General features: G+C 38.3%; 18 protein-coding genes. 11 read left to right on the forward strand and 7 right to left on the reverse strand.

All coding sequences use genetic code 11. The features are described 5' to 3' along the window. Positions 1-26 precede the first annotated feature (26 nt). A complete protein-coding gene (locus tag JWQ54_RS22615) occupies positions 27-554 on the reverse strand; it encodes a DinB family protein (RefSeq protein WP_299589725.1) in 528 nt (175 codons plus the stop codon). 80 nt (positions 555-634) lie between these two features. Continuing rightward, positions 635-2,359: a glycoside hydrolase family 3 N-terminal domain-containing protein gene (locus JWQ54_RS22620; RefSeq protein WP_299589727.1), complete on the reverse strand. Its 1,725-nt coding sequence runs from the start codon at positions 2,357-2,359 to the stop codon at positions 635-637. Between the two features lie 111 nt (positions 2,360-2,470). On the opposite strand from JWQ54_RS22620, the gene JWQ54_RS22625 reads away from it, so the two are divergent. Then, positions 2,471-3,133 (forward strand): porin family protein, encoded by a 663-nt coding sequence (locus JWQ54_RS22625; RefSeq protein WP_299589729.1) that lies wholly within the window; start codon positions 2,471-2,473, stop codon positions 3,131-3,133. Between the two features lie 136 nt (positions 3,134-3,269). Next, positions 3,270-4,124 carry a hypothetical protein gene (locus JWQ54_RS22630; RefSeq protein ID WP_299589732.1) on the forward strand — a complete coding sequence of 285 codons (855 nt, stop codon included), beginning with the start codon at positions 3,270-3,272 and terminating at the stop codon, positions 4,122-4,124. 2 nt (positions 4,125-4,126) lie between these two features. On the opposite strand, the gene JWQ54_RS22635 is transcribed toward JWQ54_RS22630, so the two are convergent. Next, a complete protein-coding gene (locus tag JWQ54_RS22635; RefSeq protein WP_299589734.1) occupies positions 4,127-5,092 on the reverse strand; it encodes a nucleotide-diphospho-sugar transferase in 966 nt (321 codons plus the stop codon). 170 nt (positions 5,093-5,262) lie between these two features. Here JWQ54_RS22635 and JWQ54_RS22640 point away from each other — a divergent pair, with 170 nt between their 5' ends. Beyond that, entirely contained in the window at positions 5,263-6,075 is an 813-nt protein-coding gene (locus tag JWQ54_RS22640) for a class I SAM-dependent methyltransferase (RefSeq protein WP_299589737.1), read from the forward strand. 61 nt (positions 6,076-6,136) lie between these two features. Here the strand turns inward: JWQ54_RS22640 and JWQ54_RS22645 are convergent, their stop codons facing one another. Continuing rightward, complete coding sequence (locus JWQ54_RS22645; RefSeq protein WP_299589740.1) at positions 6,137-7,969, reverse strand: ABC transporter ATP-binding protein; 1,833 nt, start codon at positions 7,967-7,969, stop codon at positions 6,137-6,139. Positions 7,970-8,025: 56 nt separating this feature from the next. Next, entirely contained in the window at positions 8,026-9,156 is a 1,131-nt protein-coding gene (locus JWQ54_RS22650; protein ID WP_299589743.1) for a glycosyltransferase family 9 protein, read from the reverse strand. 262 nt (positions 9,157-9,418) lie between these two features. Here JWQ54_RS22650 and JWQ54_RS22655 point away from each other — a divergent pair, with 262 nt between their 5' ends. Continuing rightward, positions 9,419-10,531: a glycosyltransferase gene (locus JWQ54_RS22655; RefSeq protein WP_299589746.1), complete on the forward strand. Its 1,113-nt coding sequence runs from the start codon at positions 9,419-9,421 to the stop codon at positions 10,529-10,531. A 3-nt stretch (positions 10,532-10,534) separates the two neighbouring features. After that, a complete protein-coding gene (locus tag JWQ54_RS22660) occupies positions 10,535-11,311 on the forward strand; it encodes a glycosyltransferase family 2 protein (RefSeq protein ID WP_299589748.1) in 777 nt (258 codons plus the stop codon). A gap of 118 nt (positions 11,312-11,429) precedes the next feature. Here the strand turns inward: JWQ54_RS22660 and JWQ54_RS22665 are convergent, their stop codons facing one another. Beyond that, positions 11,430-12,485, reverse strand: a complete 1,056-nt coding sequence (locus JWQ54_RS22665) for a glycosyltransferase family 1 protein (RefSeq protein WP_299589751.1) — start codon at positions 12,483-12,485, stop codon at positions 11,430-11,432. Positions 12,486-12,672: 187 nt separating this feature from the next. Here JWQ54_RS22665 and meaB point away from each other — a divergent pair, with 187 nt between their 5' ends. Then, positions 12,673-13,563 (forward strand): methylmalonyl Co-A mutase-associated GTPase MeaB, encoded by an 891-nt coding sequence (meaB, locus tag JWQ54_RS22670; protein ID WP_299589754.1) that lies wholly within the window; start codon positions 12,673-12,675, stop codon positions 13,561-13,563. A 92-nt stretch (positions 13,564-13,655) separates the two neighbouring features. Here the strand turns inward: meaB and JWQ54_RS22675 are convergent, their stop codons facing one another. After that, positions 13,656-14,945: an aminopeptidase P N-terminal domain-containing protein gene (locus tag JWQ54_RS22675; RefSeq protein ID WP_299589757.1), complete on the reverse strand. Its 1,290-nt coding sequence runs from the start codon at positions 14,943-14,945 to the stop codon at positions 13,656-13,658. Between the two features lie 148 nt (positions 14,946-15,093). On the opposite strand from JWQ54_RS22675, the gene JWQ54_RS22680 reads away from it, so the two are divergent. The 5 genes from JWQ54_RS22680 to recG all read left to right on the forward strand — a co-directional run bounded on the left by JWQ54_RS22680 (position 15,094) and on the right by recG (position 19,546). Next, the gene (locus tag JWQ54_RS22680; protein ID WP_299589760.1) at positions 15,094-16,449 is read left to right on the forward strand and encodes an OmpA family protein; all 1,356 of its coding nucleotides are present in this window, start codon (positions 15,094-15,096) and stop codon (positions 16,447-16,449) included. Positions 16,450-16,516: 67 nt separating this feature from the next. Then, positions 16,517-16,804 carry a hypothetical protein gene (locus tag JWQ54_RS22685; RefSeq protein ID WP_299589763.1) on the forward strand — a complete coding sequence of 96 codons (288 nt, stop codon included), beginning with the start codon at positions 16,517-16,519 and terminating at the stop codon, positions 16,802-16,804. After that, positions 16,747-16,890, forward strand: coding sequence for a DUF6728 family protein (locus JWQ54_RS29240; protein WP_317042443.1), 144 nt, complete (start codon positions 16,747-16,749; stop codon positions 16,888-16,890). The genes JWQ54_RS22685 and JWQ54_RS29240 overlap by 58 nt, the downstream gene beginning before the upstream one ends. 62 nt (positions 16,891-16,952) lie before the next feature. Next, positions 16,953-17,330, forward strand: coding sequence for a RidA family protein (locus tag JWQ54_RS22690; RefSeq protein WP_299589765.1), 378 nt, complete (start codon positions 16,953-16,955; stop codon positions 17,328-17,330). A 107-nt stretch (positions 17,331-17,437) separates the two neighbouring features. Then, positions 17,438-19,546, forward strand: a complete 2,109-nt coding sequence (recG, locus tag JWQ54_RS22695) for an ATP-dependent DNA helicase RecG (protein WP_299589768.1) — start codon at positions 17,438-17,440, stop codon at positions 19,544-19,546. The last annotated feature ends 85 nt before the right edge of the window (positions 19,547-19,631 follow it).

The following is a 19,631-nucleotide window of genomic DNA, read 5'->3' on the forward strand; positions in this document are numbered from 1 at the left end:
TAAGACTAAGTTAAATGTAAAAGGTTTCACATTGAGTGAAATTTTTTTTCAATGCGCTTCAATTGCTTTAAATGGTGATAAAGGTGAATGCGGATAAATTTAAACCATTGCCCTGCTGTCAGCATCCCCAGGCGCGGATGTTTATAGCGAAAATTTGGCGATGAATCTTTTATTAAAGGCGATGTATCCTCAATCCGTTTACGGCATTTTATCAGTAAGTTTTTGGCATCTTCCTTACTCATCTTTTCTGCCGGCATTTTGGCGGCTAAAGCCTCGGGGACCTTCGCCCTTACCGGGAAACTGCCGGTAAGCATCATATAATGGCCCATAAGGTTTAATCCTTTTTTTGTTGGCTCGCAATTGCCATGCGAGCAGCGTTCCAATGCAATGCATGAGCCTAAAGTAGCTTTCATAATATGCGAATATACCTCCGCGTATGACCATCCTCCACCCGGCGGCGCTTCGGTAAAAACCTCATCAGGTATGGTATCCAGCTTAGCCCGGTAATCATCTAGTGCGGCATCAATGGCTTTGCGCTCTTTGGCAATGTTCATAATAAATAAAGGTAGGAGTTTTATTGAATTGTACCTATCGTGAAAAAGGCATTGTCAAATGCACCTATTATAATCGCCCTTTACAAGCTTCCCCTCATGCCTGTTGTAAAATCTTTATTTATACTTACCGGTAACCTGCCGGTTGGGTTTAATTGCCGCGTTATCACTTTTACTGCCGAGCGCTGCAGGGCATCCGTCATTTGGTAGCAGGTAATCAATGCAGCGCATTTTTCAATGCCGGGCAAATCTGCAATGGTATACGCATTCGCAAAAACACTAATCACTGTATTGTTATGTGCGGCCAGGTCGCTTATAAACTGTTTAACGTCGCTGGTATAATCCAGTTTGCTTGCCGGGCGGATACGGGTATCATTTATACTTACATAAACCTGGTCATACCCTTTTAAGGTTGCCAGCAGATTTTTTAATTCAGCCGGAGATGTGTTTTTACCTATTGTAAACAAATTGTTATAAGTGTACCATTTGGCAAGTTCCTGTTGAAAAACGGTTGTTTGGGTTACGCCAATGCTCACGATAGCCGTTTTTAACAATGGGATCATTTGCAGCGCAAAGGCATTGCCTTTTACAAGTGTTACGGCCGCATCACTTAATTGCTGAACCAGGCTATTTGCTTCCGGCCTGTTCAAATCTTCGGTTAAATGAGTAAGGCTGGTTTCCTGGTATTCATTTAGCCCTGCCCAATACTTGGCTGCAAGCACTTTTTTTACGCGGGCATTAAATTCCTCCTTTGATATTTTATCCTTGCGAATAGCCTTACGGATCTTTTTTATAGCCCTTTTGGAGTTTTCCGATAGTTCAATAATATCATTTCCAGCCAAAAAAGCCTTTACATCAGCTTCACCGTCCGGAAAATATTTTATCACAGCTTTCATTTCCATTGCATCTGATACTACCAGGCCTTTAAACCGCAATGAATCTTTTAAAATGCCTGTTACAATTGGCCTTGATAAGGTTGACGGCAAATTTTTTGTGGTATCCAAAGCGGGGATGTCCATATGAGCTATCATTACCCCGCTTATGCCTGCGTTTATTGCCTCGCGGAACGGGTATTCCTCCAACGAATCTAACCGCTGGCGGGTAAAGGGCAACAGGGGCAGGTCAAGGTGCGAATCTGTGTTGGTATCGCCGTGGCCCGGAAAGTGCTTGGCCGTTGTTAAAAGGCCCCCATCCTGCATCCCTTTAAAATAAGCGATGCCTTTGGCCGCAACGTTGTATTTATTATCACCAAACGACCGGTAATTAATAACCGGGTTATTGGGGTTATTGTTAACATCCATATCCGGACCAAAATTCATTTGCATACCCAGGCGCTTAAAATCATAGGCCACCTGCTGTCCCATTTTATAGATCAGATTATTGTCCTGTATGGCTCCAAGCGTCATCTGGTATGGATAGGATATAGTTGAATCCAGCCGCATGCCAATACCCCATTCGCCATCCATTGCTATAAGTAATGGCACTTTGGCCAATTTCTGGTAACGGTTTATCAGGCTTGCCTGCCTTACAGGGCCGCCCTGAAAAAACACAAGCCCTCCTACCTGCTCGTCTTCTATAACTTTTGCAACAGAATCTTCATAAGCCTGGCCAAGGTTGGTGTGTGCGCGTACAAAAAATAGCTGCGCTATCTTTTTCTTGCGGCCCATCTTTTTGAAAACAGAATCGACCCAATGGTTTTGATGATCCAATGATTGGATATAAGTTTCCTTTTGCGCAAAAACATTTAGTGCAACAAGGTTAAGTATAATAATTAATGAAAATTTAAATTGGTGGTTAATAAATCGCATAGTCAAATGTAGCTTAAATATGGTTTTTTTATTAAGTACCCATAAAAAAAACAATAATGAATAAACCTTTGTATTGTTTTTTACTCTATGAATATATCAAACAAAAACACAATGAAAAAAATTCTCTTTTTTGCTATATTCCTGCTGGTAGCAGGTTCAGTAAGTGCACAAGGTTATTATGGCCGTCGCCACCAGGTGAGGCGATCAGCTCCGCGCAGCCAGTCAAATGATTTTTACCGTGTTAAGGTTGGCATTGCCGGCGGCTTCAACTTTGCCGATGCGGTTGATTCTTATAATTCAGATTATTCAACCGGCAGCATCACCGCTTTTCACGTAGGCTTAACGTTAGACGTGCCTGTTGCCTACCCTTTTTCATTTGCCCCTGAAGTATTATACTCGCAAAAAGGCTATTCTGCCACAACTAATGATGGCAACTTTACACAGCGCAGTAATTTTATTGATGTGCCATTATTGGCCAAATTCAGGATGTCGCCTAACTTCAATTTCGTAATTGGCCCGCAGGTATCGTTTCCAATATCCACAACAAATACTTATGATGACGGATTTGCCGTAACTGCAAGGGAACATTACAGCACTACCTCTGACCGTACAGTTTTGGATGGTGTTATTGGAGTTGGTTTTGATATAACCCCGAATGTTGAACTGCGCGCCAGGTATACTATTGATTTTCAGGAAACTGACGATAACAGCTTTTATATCCCGGGTTACCGTAACGAGGTTTTTCAATTGGGCATAGGGTTTAAGTTTCAGTAAACATCGTAAACACAAAATTTCCAAATAATTAAAAGCCAAGCAGTTAGTTGCCTGGCTTTTTTATTACACGCTTTTTACGTTTGTAACGTTTTTGTTTCAATGTTTTATCTGTAGTTTTGAGTCCGTAATCAATTTTATGCCTCAAAATATATTCGTTTTTGAAACAAGAGAAGTTAACTACCTTAAACCATATCTTGATAAAGCAAAATCCTTAGGGTTCAATGTTACCGTTACTGATAATTCACATCTAAAAGGCAATAAGCTTTTTAAGGAATTCATTGATGTATATAAACATTATAGTGTTAATCCCCCTGAATTTGAGATTGCCTGCTTTGCACGATATTTTGCAATTGCATCAATTCTAAAAAATGACGATCCATTTTTGTTAACGGATACAGATGTGTACATTACCAAAGCATTCAGGGACTTGCAGGGGCACAATTTCAAAGGGAAATTTGTTGGTAGTGAAGGCTTTGATGAAAGAGGTTCGCAGGGGCAAATTTCTCCGCACTGTACCGCATGGAACCGAAGCCTGCTTTTTGATTTTATTAATTTCACCCTTAGTACCTATAAAAAGAATCATGAAAATGATTTTCTGGAAAGCTATTATCAATCGCAAACCGAAAAATACACCTATACTTCTGTATCCGATATGAACCTGATCTACTTGTGGATCCAGGCTAACAACATACCCTACGTCAATTCAAATTCAACTAAATTTGAATTTGGTATTGATCATAATATTTCTACGGTAATATGTGACGATGATGAGTTTAAATCGTTTGCGGGTAGAAAATATTTCAAAATAAGAGGCGATAAAATCACCTGCTTTTTAAAATCAGGAAAAAAACAAGATATGGCTTTACTGCATTTCCAAGGGCCATATAAGCCGATATTAAGGCGTTTTTATTTAGGCAGATATCCCAAGTTTTTGTACTACTCTATACGGAATAATTACCGGATGAGTAAAGCATCTTCAAAAGTAAAATAATCCTATAAAGCAGCAAAGTGAAACACTGTTTTAAACCACCGTTTCACTTTGCTGCTTACGGCGTTTTGCTTGCGCCTTCTCTCATCAATATGAAAATCACGGTTTATAATACATAAGTCTGCTTGTTTATCAGGTAAAATAAATACAGGATCTATTATTTCATCAATTTCTGACAGGGGTAGATTAGCATATTCGTTTTCTTCCTGCAATGTATTTGTAGCGCTTACGCCAAAACCAATATTTGAAATCAGGTTTTCATTAGGAATAACCACAAGCCCGTTATTAAAAAAATTAACAAAATCCAACGGATAAGCCCATGAATTAATTTTCCCGGCTTTTGCATCATTGAAAATATTTAACCAGCTTTCAACTACCAATGGATCTTCGTAAATATTTTGAAGTCTTTCTCTTATTTCACGATCGTCATATTTATTTAAACTTAAATCATAATCCTTCCAAACCCTTTTCCAACTGGCCCATCCCCAAACATGCGTGCGGTTTGAAAAATAATAGGTGCTATCACCCCACTTTTTCCCCTGTTGCAAATTACAGCCTGTAATGTGTCTTATCCTGGTATCATCGCGATATTTTTCTAAAAGTGTATCGCAAAATTTAAAAAAGCTATTGGCAGGTAAACAATCATCTTCCAATATAATACCTTCCTCTTCATTATTAAAAAACCAGGTTATTGCAGCAGATACGCCATTCCTGCAGCCTGCATTTTTTTTATTAAAAAGCGTTTTCACCTCACAGTCCCAATCAATGTTTTTTACAATAGACCGTGTTTGTTTACATAAAGGACTGTCATTGGGGTAATCAGGCCTCGGTGCATCAGCAGCTATGTATAAACGGGATGGTTTGGCAATCCTTATTTGTTCAAATACCTTCCGGGTAGTTTTAGGTCGGTTAAATATTACAAATAATACAGCCGACTTAGTTTCATAAAGGGCAGGGGCAGGAAGATACATATTATTAATTTTACTTTTAACAACTCAAACTTCAGCAGAATATTCTCCCTACGAGGTAACAATCCGGATGGAAATAGGTTTGAAAAAAGATTGTTACAAATCCGTGGATTTTTAAGCTTAATTTAAAGATTAACCAGGGCCATTTAAATTAAAATATGCACTTTTAAATTATGCAAAGCAAAATAACCGGCGGAGATACAACGTTACTGTTTACAGCAAAAGTTTTAAATAAATATGACGTAAAGTTTTACCGTTGCAGTGATACCGGCTTTATTCAAACAGAGGAACCCTATTGGTTGGAAGATGCTTATTCATCTGCAATAACAAAGCTGGATGTGGGGTTGCCTTTTCGTAATGTGTTCTTATCTGATGCTTTAAGCAAAATTTTAATAAAGCATTTTAATTATAAAGGTGCTTTTTTAGACTATGCAGGAGGATATGGTCTTTTTACACGACTGATGCGCGACAAAGGTTTTAATTTTTATACAACTGATAAATTTTGCCAGAATTTATTTGCCGAATATTTTGATCTCAAGGACCTTCCTTCAAATACGATTTTTGAATTAACCACTGCTTTTGAAGTATTTGAGCACCTAACCAATCCTTTAACTGATATAAAAACGATATTGACATTTGCCGACAACCTGGTTTTCAGCACCGAGTTACAACCCGAAAATATAAAGTCGGTTGATGACTGGCCATATTTCTCTACAGAAACAGGGCAGCATATTGCGTTTTACAATGAAACATCGTTAAAAGCGATTGCCGATAAATTGGGTTACCGGTTTTATACTGATGGCAAATTTTTACATTTATTTACTAAAATAGATTTCGATCATAATCCCATGGCACCTGTGAGGGATAGTTTTTTATTACGAAAAGCCAAAAAATATATCAAGAAGGCTGAACGAAAAGCTGGCATGCCGGATAGTTTATTGATGACCGACTGGAAGTATATTAAAGATAAGCTGAATAAAGGCTAAGATCTAAGATTAAAGAATAAAAACAAGTGAGTCAAAAACTGCCTGGCCTTTGACCCTCCCGTCAGTCTGCATTAAAAGTTTGCATATCAATCAGCCTGCGGTACAGCCCATTGTTTTCAATTAGTTGAGGATGGGTACCTTGTTCAACAATTATACCATTTTCAAGCACAATAATTATATCAGCATTCTGGATGGTGCTTAGCCTGTGGGCAATAATTAAAGAGGTACGGTTCTTCATCAAATTGTTTAGTGCTTCCTGCACCAATTTTTCCGATTCGGTATCCAGGGCCGAAGTAGCCTCATCAAGCAGCAAAATTGGGGGGTTATTTAAAACCGCCCTTGCTATACAGATCCGCTGCCGCTGCCCGCCTGATAACTTTGTACCGCGGTCGCCAATATTGGTTTCATAACCTTTTTCGGTCTCAATAATAAAGTTGTGTGCATTGGCAATTTTGGCCGCCTCTTTAACCTGCTCAAGGGTAACGTTGGTTTTGCCAAAAGCGATGTTATTAAAAATAGAATCGTTAAATAAAATCGACTCCTGGTTAACCACGCCAAGCAGCGACCTCAGAGACTGAGCTGTAAAATCATTTATATTTTGCCCGTCAATTAAAATCTCACCAGATTGCGGCTCGGTAAAATGCGGCACCAGATCCATCAGCGTTGATTTGCCCCCGCCAGACGGGCCTACAAGTGCAACTGTTTTCCCTTTGGGGATAGTTAGGTTAATGTTATTTAGGATTTGCTTATCATCATAAGCAAAAGATACATTTTTAAATTCGATGCTGTTATTAAATCCGCTAAGGTCTTTGGCATTGGGCACATCCTTTATCGCAGGCTTTTCATCAATAAGTGCAAGCACACGCTCACCCGCGGCAATTCCTGAATGAATGTTGCTGAAAGAATCGGAGATAGCTTTTGCAGGGCGCATGAGCTGCGAAAAAATAGCAATATATGCAATAAATTGCCCGCCGGTCAGGTCAGATCGTTTATTCAAAATTAAAAAGCCGCCATACAATACGATGCATGAGATCATGGTAATAGCCAGTGTTTCAGAAACCGGCGATGCTGATTGCTGTCGTTTGGCCATGGAGCGTAAGATCTTCGAATATTTTATATTCTCATCATTAAAACGCTTTTTAATAAACTCAGTTGCATTAAACGCTTTAATTATCCGGACGCCCTGTAAGGATTCATCAAGGTAGCTGATCATATTCCCATACGTTTGCTGAGCTGCCACGGCCTGGGCTTTAAGCTTTTTAACAATCTTTGAAATGATAAAAGCAGATACGGGCACCACTATAAGTGACCCCAATGTTAAACTCACAGAAATCTTAAAAAGCAAAATCAAAAAAACTATCATTTGGAACGGCTCTTTAAAAATCACCTGTAATGTAGCCGTAACTGAAAACTGTACTACTTGCACGTCTGATGCTATTTTTGAAATAATATCGCCCTTACGCTGATTATTAAAATAGCCTAAATGCATATCCATTATATTATTAAAAACCGACCGGCGAAGATTCAACAAAGTGTGTAAGCGCAGGTTTTCCATAGTACGTGCCCCAAGGTAACGGAACAGGTTTCCCAAAACCATGGTAATAATTATAACCGTGCATATAAACTTTAAAGCGCCCCAGGGGCCCTGACTTTGTATAAAAGCGTTCATGTAATATTTAAACCATCCGGTAACATCAAGAAATGCCGGGTGTTTAACAACTTCAACCGCGGTTGTTTTACAGGTATCAGCTATGAAAAGGGTATTCATCAGCGGGATAAGCAACGGATATACCATTGAGCTGAATAAAACATATAGCAAAGTAAACAGGATGTAAGGAATGGCAAACTTTTCAATTGGTTTGGCAAAAGATAGCAGCCGGAAATATGTCTTCATTAAAGGATTATATAAAAATGCAAATCTAACAGTAATTAATTAATTACTGTTATGTGCTATAACATCGGCAAAATTGCCTGCCAAACATTAGCTAAACTAACATTGCTGATGCAAGGGAATGGTTGGTATTCTTCAGTTTTAAATATACAGATCCAGTTACAGTTATAGCATTCCATTTTTTCATATATGCATACCGGCTGCATATCGTAGTTTAAAGGATATGGCGAAAAACGCTCAAAATGACCTCCTCCAAGGATACAAACCGACTTTGTATTTGTTGCGGCTGCTATATGGATTGCGCTGGTTTCGTTAGCTATAAGTAAGGATGAATTACCTATAATATCTATCAGTTGCAGTAATGAAGTTTCGCTAATTAAATTTGATACGCCTTGCGGAAGGTGTTTCATTAAATAATTCCCCGTTTGCACTTCAGTAGGGCCGCCTGCCAAATAAATACGCTGTGACGAATGCTGAAGGATAAGTTGTATTAGCGCCAGGAACTTTTCCTTTTCCCACCCCCGCTTAAATACTCCTGCACCCGGAAATATAACGATGCCGTTTTTTGTGGTTTCCTTAACTTTTATAAATGGTGCCTTTAAGGGGATAGGGCAATTTAAGGTAGTTTCGAAAAAAAATCTAGACCGCTCAAATTCAAAGTAAATATTGTGGGGAAGCATTAACTGCTTTATATAAAACTTATCTGTTTTTACTTTATAACGTTCAAGTATCTGATTATCATCGCCGTAAAAGCCAATAATTTGCTTTGTACCAGTGAGCGCGGCAAGCGAATCATTTATCAATGTGCGCGCGTAAGTTGGCTGCAGCACAATTTGGTAATTTTTCCTGAACAAGCGCCAGCCTAACTTTAAAGTTTTTAAAGGAGCCTCATATAGGTCATCTGCCTTAATAAATATAAACTCGTCAATAAAACGTGTATCATAGGTGATGGCTATATCACGCCACAAAATATTCCCTAACAGATCAATATGATAGTCTTTATATAACGCTGATGTTTTAACTACTTCAATAAAATTCCTGAAGAGTATATAATCGCCAATGGCATCTGTTTTAATAATTAGCAAACGCTTTGAAGGCCTCCTTAAAATGCTAAAAAACCTTAACAGCCACGGCAGTTTCAATAAAATGATACGGTTTATCCTGAATAAATTCCGGTTCTTAATGTGCATAGTCAGTTTCAATAAAAATACTGCCCGGCCTGCGCTGTTTCTCCCGCCTTTTGCATAAAAACCGTAAATGTGCTAAGCTGACCATGTATTTTTTAATACGCAATTGATTTTCCTATTTTTAAATATTGCCTTTGAAAATACAGGAAGACCCGGTTGACGGTTAAATCATATCAGACAGCCTTTCAAGCATTTATTACCGGGCAGTAATGAATAAAAAAGTAAAATTATCAAATTAGTTTATCTTTGCGGAAAAACTTTCATAGTGGTTAAAATTGATGTTATAATCCCTTCTTTCAGGCTTACTGCTGAAACATTATTGCCTATTTTAAATTTAACAAGGCCTGTAGATGCACAAATAAAGTTTTATCTGATTGCTGATAATCCCGCTGTAATTCCAAGTCCATCTATTACCCGGCTTGTTGATAATAAAACTATTTTTTTAACCATAAATAAAGTTAACCAGGGTGCATCTGCTACACGCAATATAGGTATTGAAAGTGGCCAGGGCGATTGGATTCTTTTCTTAGATGATGACATTGAAGTTTTGCCCGATTTGCTTATTGTTTACGCTAATGCGATACAGCAATACCCAAACGAGATTGGCTTTATAGGTGTAGTAAACCTGCCTCCTGCTACAACGCCATTTGCAAACGCTATAAATGCAAACAGATCAATGGATATGTTTACCATAGCGAAGAAAAAAGCATCATTTGGATGGGGAGTTACGGCTAATTTCATGATCAGCCGGAAAGCAATTGGAGAAATCAGATTTTCAGAAATCTACCCTAAAGCAGGCGGCGGCGAAGATGTGGAATTCTTTATAAGGGTACGTGCGTTAAATAACTTTAAAGATTATAAATGCCTCAGTGATGCCACTGTAACTCATCCGTGGTGGGGCGACGGTAGGCCTGATTTTAAAAGATTTTACAGATATGGTAAAGGTGCCAGCCTTTTAACCAAACGTAACACCTTGTACAGAGGTTATGATTTTTTAAACACAATTGAAACAATATTTGTCTCAGCTATTGTTTTTTTACTATTCCTTTTTATTGATTTTAAAAGCGGGCACTGGGTGCTTTTCCTTTATTTTATTGCTTTAACCTTAGTACTGGAGTATTTGATATGCCTGATAATTGTATTGCGCAGAAACAAAAGTTTTAGCCCTTTAACTGCTCTTTATGTAATGTTTTTGCGCAGCAGTAATGATACCGGGGTATTGCTTAAAAATATTTCGAGGCTTCGGATTGTTGGCCTGGGCGAGCGTTTTCATTTTCATGAAAGTGCTAAAAAAAGCAACTTTGTACTTAATACCAATAAAATAATTAAATTAATAATATATCTGCTGGCAATAAGTTATGCTATCTATAAACTATAAATTATGCTGTCGACAGAAAGAAACGGAGCTAAGCTAAATAAGAATACCGAAGCAAAGATATCTGTCATTATAGTTACTTATAATGCTGCAGAAACATTGCAAAATTGTTTAGATAGTATTTACAGCCAAAGGTACCAGGCTATTGAGATTATAGTTATTGATGGAAAAAGTACAGATGGTACAGTTAAAATTTTAGAAGAAAACACAAATCATATTTACTATTGGAAAAGTGAGGAGGATGAGGGTATATATGATGCTATGAATAAAGCATTAAAACATGTTACCGGCGATTGGGTGTATTTTTTAGGCGCCGATGATCGCCTTTTAAGCGGGTTCAGCGAACTGGCTGCAAAGTTAATGCCCGGTAATACAGTATATTACGGCTATAGCAAAGAGTTTTATCATCCCCATAATAAGCCATCATTTCAAATATTGACCGGCGAATTTAGTAAGTACCGTTTAGCTAAATATTGCCTTAATCACCAGGCTATTATTTACCCGGCAAGTGCTTTTATGAATAACAATTATGACCTTAAGTATAAGGTATTGGCCGACTATGCATTTAACATAAGGCTATGGGGCGACAACAGCTTTAAAAAAATATATTACCCTATCCCTATTGTAAGCTATAACATGAATGGCTTCTCTTCTGCAACGGAAGACCTACCGTTTAAAAAAGACAAAGCTTTAATAATTCGCCAAAGTATGGGCTGGATTATGTACATGCGGTTTTTGGTGAAAAAATACAGAAAGAAATTGCTTGGGGAAACTGATTTTTAATAAAAGCCGGTTTAGTATTTAAACACTTCGGTTTTAAAATATGGGTTAGATTTATATTCTGGAGGTTCAAAAAACCTATATTAGAAAAACCGACAAAAATCAAAATACTGATCACGCTTTAGCTCTTTAAGCATTCATTATATAATTCCAGGTATTGCTGTGCCGTATTTTGCCAGTCGAATTGTCCGGCATGAGCTATTGACCGTGCTGCTAAATTTTTATCGTGAAACTCCTTTAATCCTTTCACTAAAACATCCCGCATATGTTCAGGCTCAAAGCTGTCGAAATAAAATGCGGCATCCCCTCCAATTTCAGGCAATGAGGTGTATTTTGATAAAAAAACCGGCCTTCCAAAATGCATGGCCTCAATAACAGGTAATCCAAAACCTTCCGCAATGGATGGAAAAACAAATGCTTCGCAATTTTTATAATACCAGGCCTTATCATATTCGCTTATAGTACCTGTTATTATTACCCTGTCGGCGCATCCGTGCTTTTGCGCTTCTTCCATTATCTTATCTTTATAAGGCGTTTCTACTCCCGAAATCACCAGCTCATAATCGTTCCCTTTCAGCAATGCGGGCAATACATGGAAGTTTTTCTTAGCTGCTATAAATCCAATGGTAAACAAAAATGTTTTTTTGGGCACATAAACCGGAATATGATCTTCAGGAGCATAAAGCTTATCGGCACCGTTATAAATAACGCTTAATTTATCTTTTGCCTCAGGAAAGTAGCTTAAGATATCATTAGCAACAAAGTTTGATATCGTGACAATTTTATCGCACACGGCTATATATCCCTTTAATTTAGTTATGTGCGCCGCTATTTTTCGTGCAGATTTTCTTTTTTCGTGTATGGGATTAATATCGTGTATGGTCAGTATTTTTTTGCCGCTTACCTTTTGCGGCTTTAACCTGCAATACTGATCGGTAAAGTGAACTAACTGATACTTGCTTTTGGCCGGGAAAATTAGTTTATGCAGTTTGGATAGATAAATTATGACTGCATTACCGGTAAAAGTGTATATTGACCTCTTATGCACATAATAAGTAAAATCGTACTGATCGTTATTTTGAGTTAATAAAGCTTCTCCTAAACTTTTTCCAAATGAGAAAAAACCCGAATTAGGGTACTTCATTGAATCAAAAGTGACTAAAACAGATCTCTTCATACTTTAAAAATTACCAAAGCTGCAAATATAGCTTTCTGGTTAGTTGATTGGGTTGATTAAGTTAGATTGAGCTGACTAAGTTAGCTATGAATTTATTCAAAACTTAATCAACCACTCAGTTAATCAACTCAATCAACTAATTTTTATATAATACATTATATTTTTGTTACTTTATATCCAATACAAAATGCAAGTAACTACCCCCAATATTAAACCGCATTACGCTGATTTCCGTTCAGTTGCACGCGCTTTAACTATTGTTGAAAATGATTTGCAAAATGCTGATGAGCTTTTAAAAGAATTATCATTTACAAAAAATGCTCCTGTTATAGGTATTACCGGGCCGCCGGGGGCAGGTAAAAGCACGCTGGTAAATGCACTCATCAGTGGTTTGCTGAGCACCGGCAATAAAATAGCAGTTTTGGCTATCGATCCAACTTCGCCGTTTAATTTTGGCTCATTGCTGGGCGACCGCATCCGCATGGCGCCACACTTTAATCATCCCGATGTTTTTATCCGTTCATTGGCAACACGTGGTTCGCTTGGCGGCCTTTCGGCAAAAGCCATTGAAATGACGGATGTTTTACGGGCTGCCGGGTTTGACTATATATTGGTAGAAACAGTAGGCGTTGGCCAGTCGGAGATTGAGATTGCCGGGCTTGCCGATATTACATTGTTGGTTTTGGTACCTGAAAGCGGCGATGAGATCCAAAATATTAAATCAGGCCTAATGGAAATTGCCGACGCTTTTATTGTTAATAAAAGCGACAGACCCGATGCCGATCTCTTTGTTAATAATTTAAAAAAGATCCAAAATAAAGAAAACCAGCTGCCTGTTTTTAAAACCGTTGCGTCAAAAAGCGAGGGTATTGATGAAGTGATAAACTTTATCCATTCAAAATCACAGGTAAAAAGCTCGCGTAAAGAATTATTGCTGTCCGAAAAAGCCTACCAGATCATCCGCCAAAAACGCATGGCCGGCATCGACAAAAAAAAGCTCCAGCAAGCTATTGCCAAAGCTTTAATTAAACCGGGGTTTAATTTATATGAATTTGTGGATGGATATGTGAGTGATTGACTGGGTTGATTAAGTGAATGATTACTTATTAAACCTGATAACCATTACACTAATTCTAACCCAATCAACTTATTCTAACTTAATCAACCCAATCAACTGTTCATTATCTCCTCAATATGAGCCGCCTCTACAGGTATGTCAGCCATTAGATCGATATTGCCATTTTCTGTTATTAATATATTGTTCTCTATTCTTATTCCCAGGCCTTCCTCTGCTATATATATACCCGGCTCGCAGGTTAAGATATTTCCGACTTCAAATGGTTTATAGCGGCTGGCAAAATCGTGCACATCCAAACCCAGATGATGTGAGGTGCCGTGCATAAAGTATCTTTTATAGGCCGGTACGTTAGCGTCCTGCTTTGCTACATCGTGCTTAGTTAATAAGCCCAAGCCAATCAGTTCATCCGTCATTATCTTTCCTACCTCTTCGTGGTATTCATTCCAAACAGTGCCCGCAACAATCATCTTTGTGGCTGCCCTCATTACACGCAGCACAGCATCATATACATCATGCTGGCGTTTTGTAAAGCGCCCGTTAACAGGAACAGAGCGGCTCATATCGGCATTATAGTTAGCATATTCGGCACCAAAGTCAAACAATATAACGTCGCCATCTTTACAAACCTGGTTATTATCGATATAATGAAGCACTATTGCATTTTTCCCCGATGCAATAATAGGATTGTAAGCATGCCCTGTGGCACGCTGCCTTAAAAATTCGTGCGTTATTTCTGCTTCAATTTCGTATTCCGTAACACCGGGCTGTACATATTTAAGCACACGCACAAATGCATCGCGTGTAATTTCGCATGCTTTTTTTGTCAGAGCTATTTCTGTAGCTGATTTTACAACCCGCAAATCGCGTAAAATAAGCGCTGAGCGCTCATACTTATGCAAAGGATACCTGGAACGTAACGACTCCAACAACCTTATATCCCTGTAAGGTATCATGTGGCTATACCGGTCATTCTCGTTTGTATTTATATATACATGCCCGGCATAATTAATTATTGCTTGCAGAATAACATCAAATTCACTTAACCAGTAAATGTTTTTTATACCCGACGCTATTTTTGCTTCTTCTTTGGTATATTTGTGGCCTTCCCAAATTGCGATTTGTTCATTAGTTTGTCTTAAAAACAGTACTTCTTTGTATAGTGGATTAGGACAGTCCGGAAATAATATCAAAATACTCTGTTCCTGATCAATGCCGGTCAAGTAAAAAAAATCAGGATTTTGTTTAAAAAGAAAGCTTTGGTCCCCGCTTCTTGGAAATTCATCATTTGAGTTAAAAATAGCTATAGAACAGGGTTTTAGTCGTAAAACGAAATTTTTTCTATTATTGGTAAACACCTCATTATTAATAGGAAGATATTTCATCTTTTAATATTTATAAATTTTTTAAAAACAATTTTTTTTATTTATTTGTATAATTATTACAAAATTTGGAACGGTGTTTGGTTACAAATTCAAACATAATTACTATTTTTGAAAAAAATCACAATTAAAATCGTTTAATCTTAAAACTATGAACTATTCTACATTAAAGAAAACAGTCGTCTTATCATTTGTTTCCTTGATGGCAGTTGGCTTGGCTTCGGCTCAAGACACAGCCAAAGTGAAAACAGTGAAAATGTCTGACACTGCCACTACTGCCAAAGTATTTGGTGGTACGGCCCAGTACAACACATGGAGCATTGGAGTTAACGCCGGTATTACATCAGGCCTTGTTCCTTTCCTTAACAATTCTACTAATCATTTTAAAGGAGCTTTAGGTTACGGATTAACTATTAAGGATCAATTATCACACTTTTTTGCATTGCAGTTAGATTACTATGGTGGCAAAGTAAAAGGTAATGATGTTGCCGGACAAGGTAATTCAGGTTCTACCGCCACAAAATTTGGTGCTTCATATTTTGAAACCAAATTTAACCAGGTATCAATAAGCGGCGTTGTTAACTTCGGAAGCGTTAGCTTTTTACACCGTGCAAATAGCGTAAACTTTTTCGGTTCTGCAGGTCTTGGTTTAGATTTTTACAAACCAGCTTACGCAGTTACTCCTGGTGCTACAGCTCCTGAGGCTGGATTAACTTTCACCAACACTATTAAAGAATTAGCTGCACCGGTTGGTGTTGGCGCTAAATTCAAACTTTCTGATCAGTTAGCGTTAAACCTTGGTTACACTGTTACCTTTGTGAAAGGTTACAACTTCTCAGGTTTCAACACTTATCCAAATTATGACCATTATGCATATACTTATGCTGGTTTAGAATACACTTTCGGTTCAAAATCAAAACCGAATTTGGAGTGGGTAAATCCTATTGCTATGATGTATGATGAATTATATGATGCAGCATTACGTCAGGAAGTTGAAGCTTTAAAAGGCCGTGTTACAAATGTTGAAACTGCTGTTAACGACCTGAAAAAAGATTCAGACGGTGATGGTGTTGCTGATCAATTTGACAAATGCCCTAACACTCCTGCTGGTAGCATTGTTGATGGTGCTGGTTGCCCAATTGTATTCCCTAAACCAGATACTACTAAAGCTGCTCCTGCTGCTGCTGCTTACTCAAACATTCAGTTTGAATTTGATAGCTCAGTGTTAAAAACTTCTTCATACCCAGTATTAGATGCTACGTCTGCTGATATGAGGTCTAACTCCAGTACACTTACTTTAGCTGGTTATGCTTCATCTGAAGGTACTGCAGCTCACAACCTGCGTTTATCTAAAGACCGTGCTAACTCTGTAAAAACTTACTTAGTTAACTCAGGTGTTGATGCGAAACGCTTAAAAGTTAAAGGATTTGGTGAAACTCATCCAATAGCTGACAACTCAACCGAAGAAGGTCGTATCACTAACCGTCGTGTTGAATTCCACAAATAATTTTAATTAAAATTATTATAATAAAAGGCTTCCCGAATTTGGGAAGCCTTTTTGCATTTTAGATAATATGTTAAAAATAAGCGAAAAGCAAAAAGCTAAAAGTCCAAAGCTTATAACAGCTGCTGCTTCAATCTTTTGCTTACTTCTGCCGTCGCCTTTTCTCGCTTTCGGCTTTCTGCTTTCTGCTTTAGGCTTTATTCTTTCGGCTTTTTCCTTTTTGCTTTCGGCTTTAAGCTTTATTCCCTTTTTTCGCTTTCAGCTTTTTGCTTTCGGCTTTAAGCTTTCCTATATTTGTTTATGTATTTTTTCCGAAAGAAAGATCCAAACAGACCCACAAATTTCAACCTTAAGGTGATGCACACTATTAATGCTATTGCCATTATTATGTTTCTGCTGGGAATTATCTGGACACTGATCAAATTGTTCATATTAAAAAAATGAACATGCATAAGCTGCAATAAAAAAAATCAATATAACCCCATCTGTCTTAACAACTAATATTCATGAAAACTATAATTAATACTACTAACGCACCTGCTCCTATAGGTCCGTACAGCCAGGCCGTGGCAGCAGGAAATTTTGTATTTCTTTCGGGGCAGATAGCCCTCAACCCCACTACCGGTCAATTGGTAACAGACGATATTAAAACCGAAACAAAACAGGTGATGGAAAATATTAAAGCCATTTTGATTGAGGCTGGTATTGATTTTGGCAATATTGTTAAAGCAAGCATTTTTTTAACAGACATGCAGAACTTTGCACAGGTTAACGATGTTTACGGAACTTATTTTCAAGATGCATTTCCCGCACGTGAAACTGTACAGGTTGCCGGCTTACCTAAAGGGGTTAATGTTGAGATTACCGTTACTGCTTTTAAATAAATAATTTGAAAATTTGATGATTTGAAAATTGAGCGGCGTCGAAATCCATGCGCTAAAGCATTGAATCTTCAAATCACCACATCTTCAAATCTTTAACCATCCACTAATTGAATACCCAGGTATTTGAAACCCCCATTGAGTATTTAAAAGGCGTAGGCCTTCACCGTGCAGAGATCTTAAAAAAAGAACTGCAGGTATTCAATTTTAGTGACCTTCTAAATTATTTCCCTTATAAATATATTGACCGTACGCGGTTTTATAAGATTAAGGATATTCAGCCCGATCTGCCCTATGTACAGGTGCTGGCACGCTTAACCCATAAGGAAATAATTGGTGAGAAACGTACAAGTCGCCTGGTGGCACAGGCACATGATGATACCGGGGTAATAGAGCTGGTATGGTTTCAGGGTATTAAATGGATAGAAAAAGCCCTTATCCCTGGTAAGGTGTATGTGTTATTTGGCAAACCCACTTTTTTTAACGGGAAAGCCCAAATGGCCCATCCAGAAATGGAGCTATATAGTACTGATGTACAACAACGTAAAGGGAATTTAACATTACAGCCTGCTTATAACTCTACCGAAAAATTAAAACAATTCTCGTTAGATAGTAAAGGGATCATGAAGCTGGTAGCTGTATTATTAGAGCAGCAACTTAAGGATGTCCATGAAAACCTGCCCTTATATCTTATTAACCGGTTTAAATTAACCGGTCGTGCCGAAGCTTATAAAAACATTCATTTCCCCGAAGATGCCGCTAAGCTTAACGAAGCTCAGTATCGCTTAAAATTTGAAGAATTATTTCTTTTACAGCTTAAGCTATTAAAAAACAAACTGCTTCACAGCCAAAAGTTTAAGGGTAATATTTTTGAAAGCGTTGGCAATACCTTTAATGAGTTTTATCATCATAAATTACCTTTTCCCTTAACAAATGCACAAAAGCGCGTTTTAAAAGAGATCAGGCAGGATACCCAGCGGGGTATACAAATGAACCGCCTTTTACAGGGCGATGTTGGCAGCGGCAAAACTGTTGTGGCCTTAATGAGCATGCTTATTGCTATTGACAACGGCTTTCAAACCTGTATTATGGCCCCTACCGAAATTTTGGCCAACCAGCATTATCAAACGATAAAAGAACTGGTTGGTGATGATTTTATTGAGGTAGGTTTGCTAACGGGATCAACCAAACAAAAAGACAGGAAGGTACTGCATGAGCGATTAGAAAGCGGGCAGCTTAAAATATTAATAGGCACCCATGCGCTTATTGAAGATAAGGTACAATATAAAAACCTGGGTTTTGTTGTAATTGACGAGCAGCACCGTTTCGGTGTTGAGCAAAGGGCAAAGCTTTGGCGCAAAAACAGTATCCCGCCCCATATTTTGGTGATGACTGCCACCCCTATTCCCCGTACGCTTGCTATGACCTTATATGGCGACCTTGATATTTCAGTGATTGATGAACTTCCTGCCGGACGCAAACCTATTCAAACTGTGCACTTTTATGAAAACCAGCGCTTAAGGATGTTTGGCTTTATGAAACAGGAAATTGCCAGGGGCAGGCAGGTATATGTGGTTTATCCGCTGATACAGGAAAGTGAAAAACTCGACCTTAAAAACCTGATGGATGGCATAGATGTAATGGCGCACGAGTTTCCCTTACCCGATTACCGGATAAGCATTGTACACGGAAAGATGAAGGCGGCTGATAAGCAATTTGAAATGAATCGCTTTATAAAAGGCGAAACGCAGATAATGGTGGCGACAACTGTAATTGAAGTTGGCGTAAATATTCCAAATGCCTCGGTAATGATCATTGAAAATGCCGAACGTTTCGGCCTGTCACAGTTGCACCAACTACGGGGGCGTGTGGGCCGGGGTGCCGAACAATCGTTCTGTATATTAATGAGCAGTCATAAATTAAGTCCTGATGGCAGAATAAGGCTTAACACAATGGTTAAAACCAATAACGGCTTTGAAATAGCAGAAACAGACTTGCAATTGCGCGGGCCGGGAAATATTGAAGGTACCCAGCAAAGCGGGGTTCTCGATTTAAAAGTTGCCAACCTGGTTACAGATCAGGAGTTGCTGATCCAGGTACGTAAATGTGTTGAAGGCATTTTTGAAAAAGATCCACAGCTTGCTTTGCCTGAAAACCAAATCCTGCATCAATCATTTAAATCAAAAAAAGATGGCTTGAGCTGGGATAAGATCTCGTAATCATTACATTCTCTTTACACTTTTCCGGAATGCCACAATCTTACAGGCTCAAATTTATAACTGCGTTGCTTATTTTCTCCAAAAT

It is taken from the genome of Mucilaginibacter sp. (genome assembly GCF_028288225.1).
In the GTDB taxonomy this organism is placed as follows: domain Bacteria; phylum Bacteroidota; class Bacteroidia; order Sphingobacteriales; family Sphingobacteriaceae; genus Mucilaginibacter.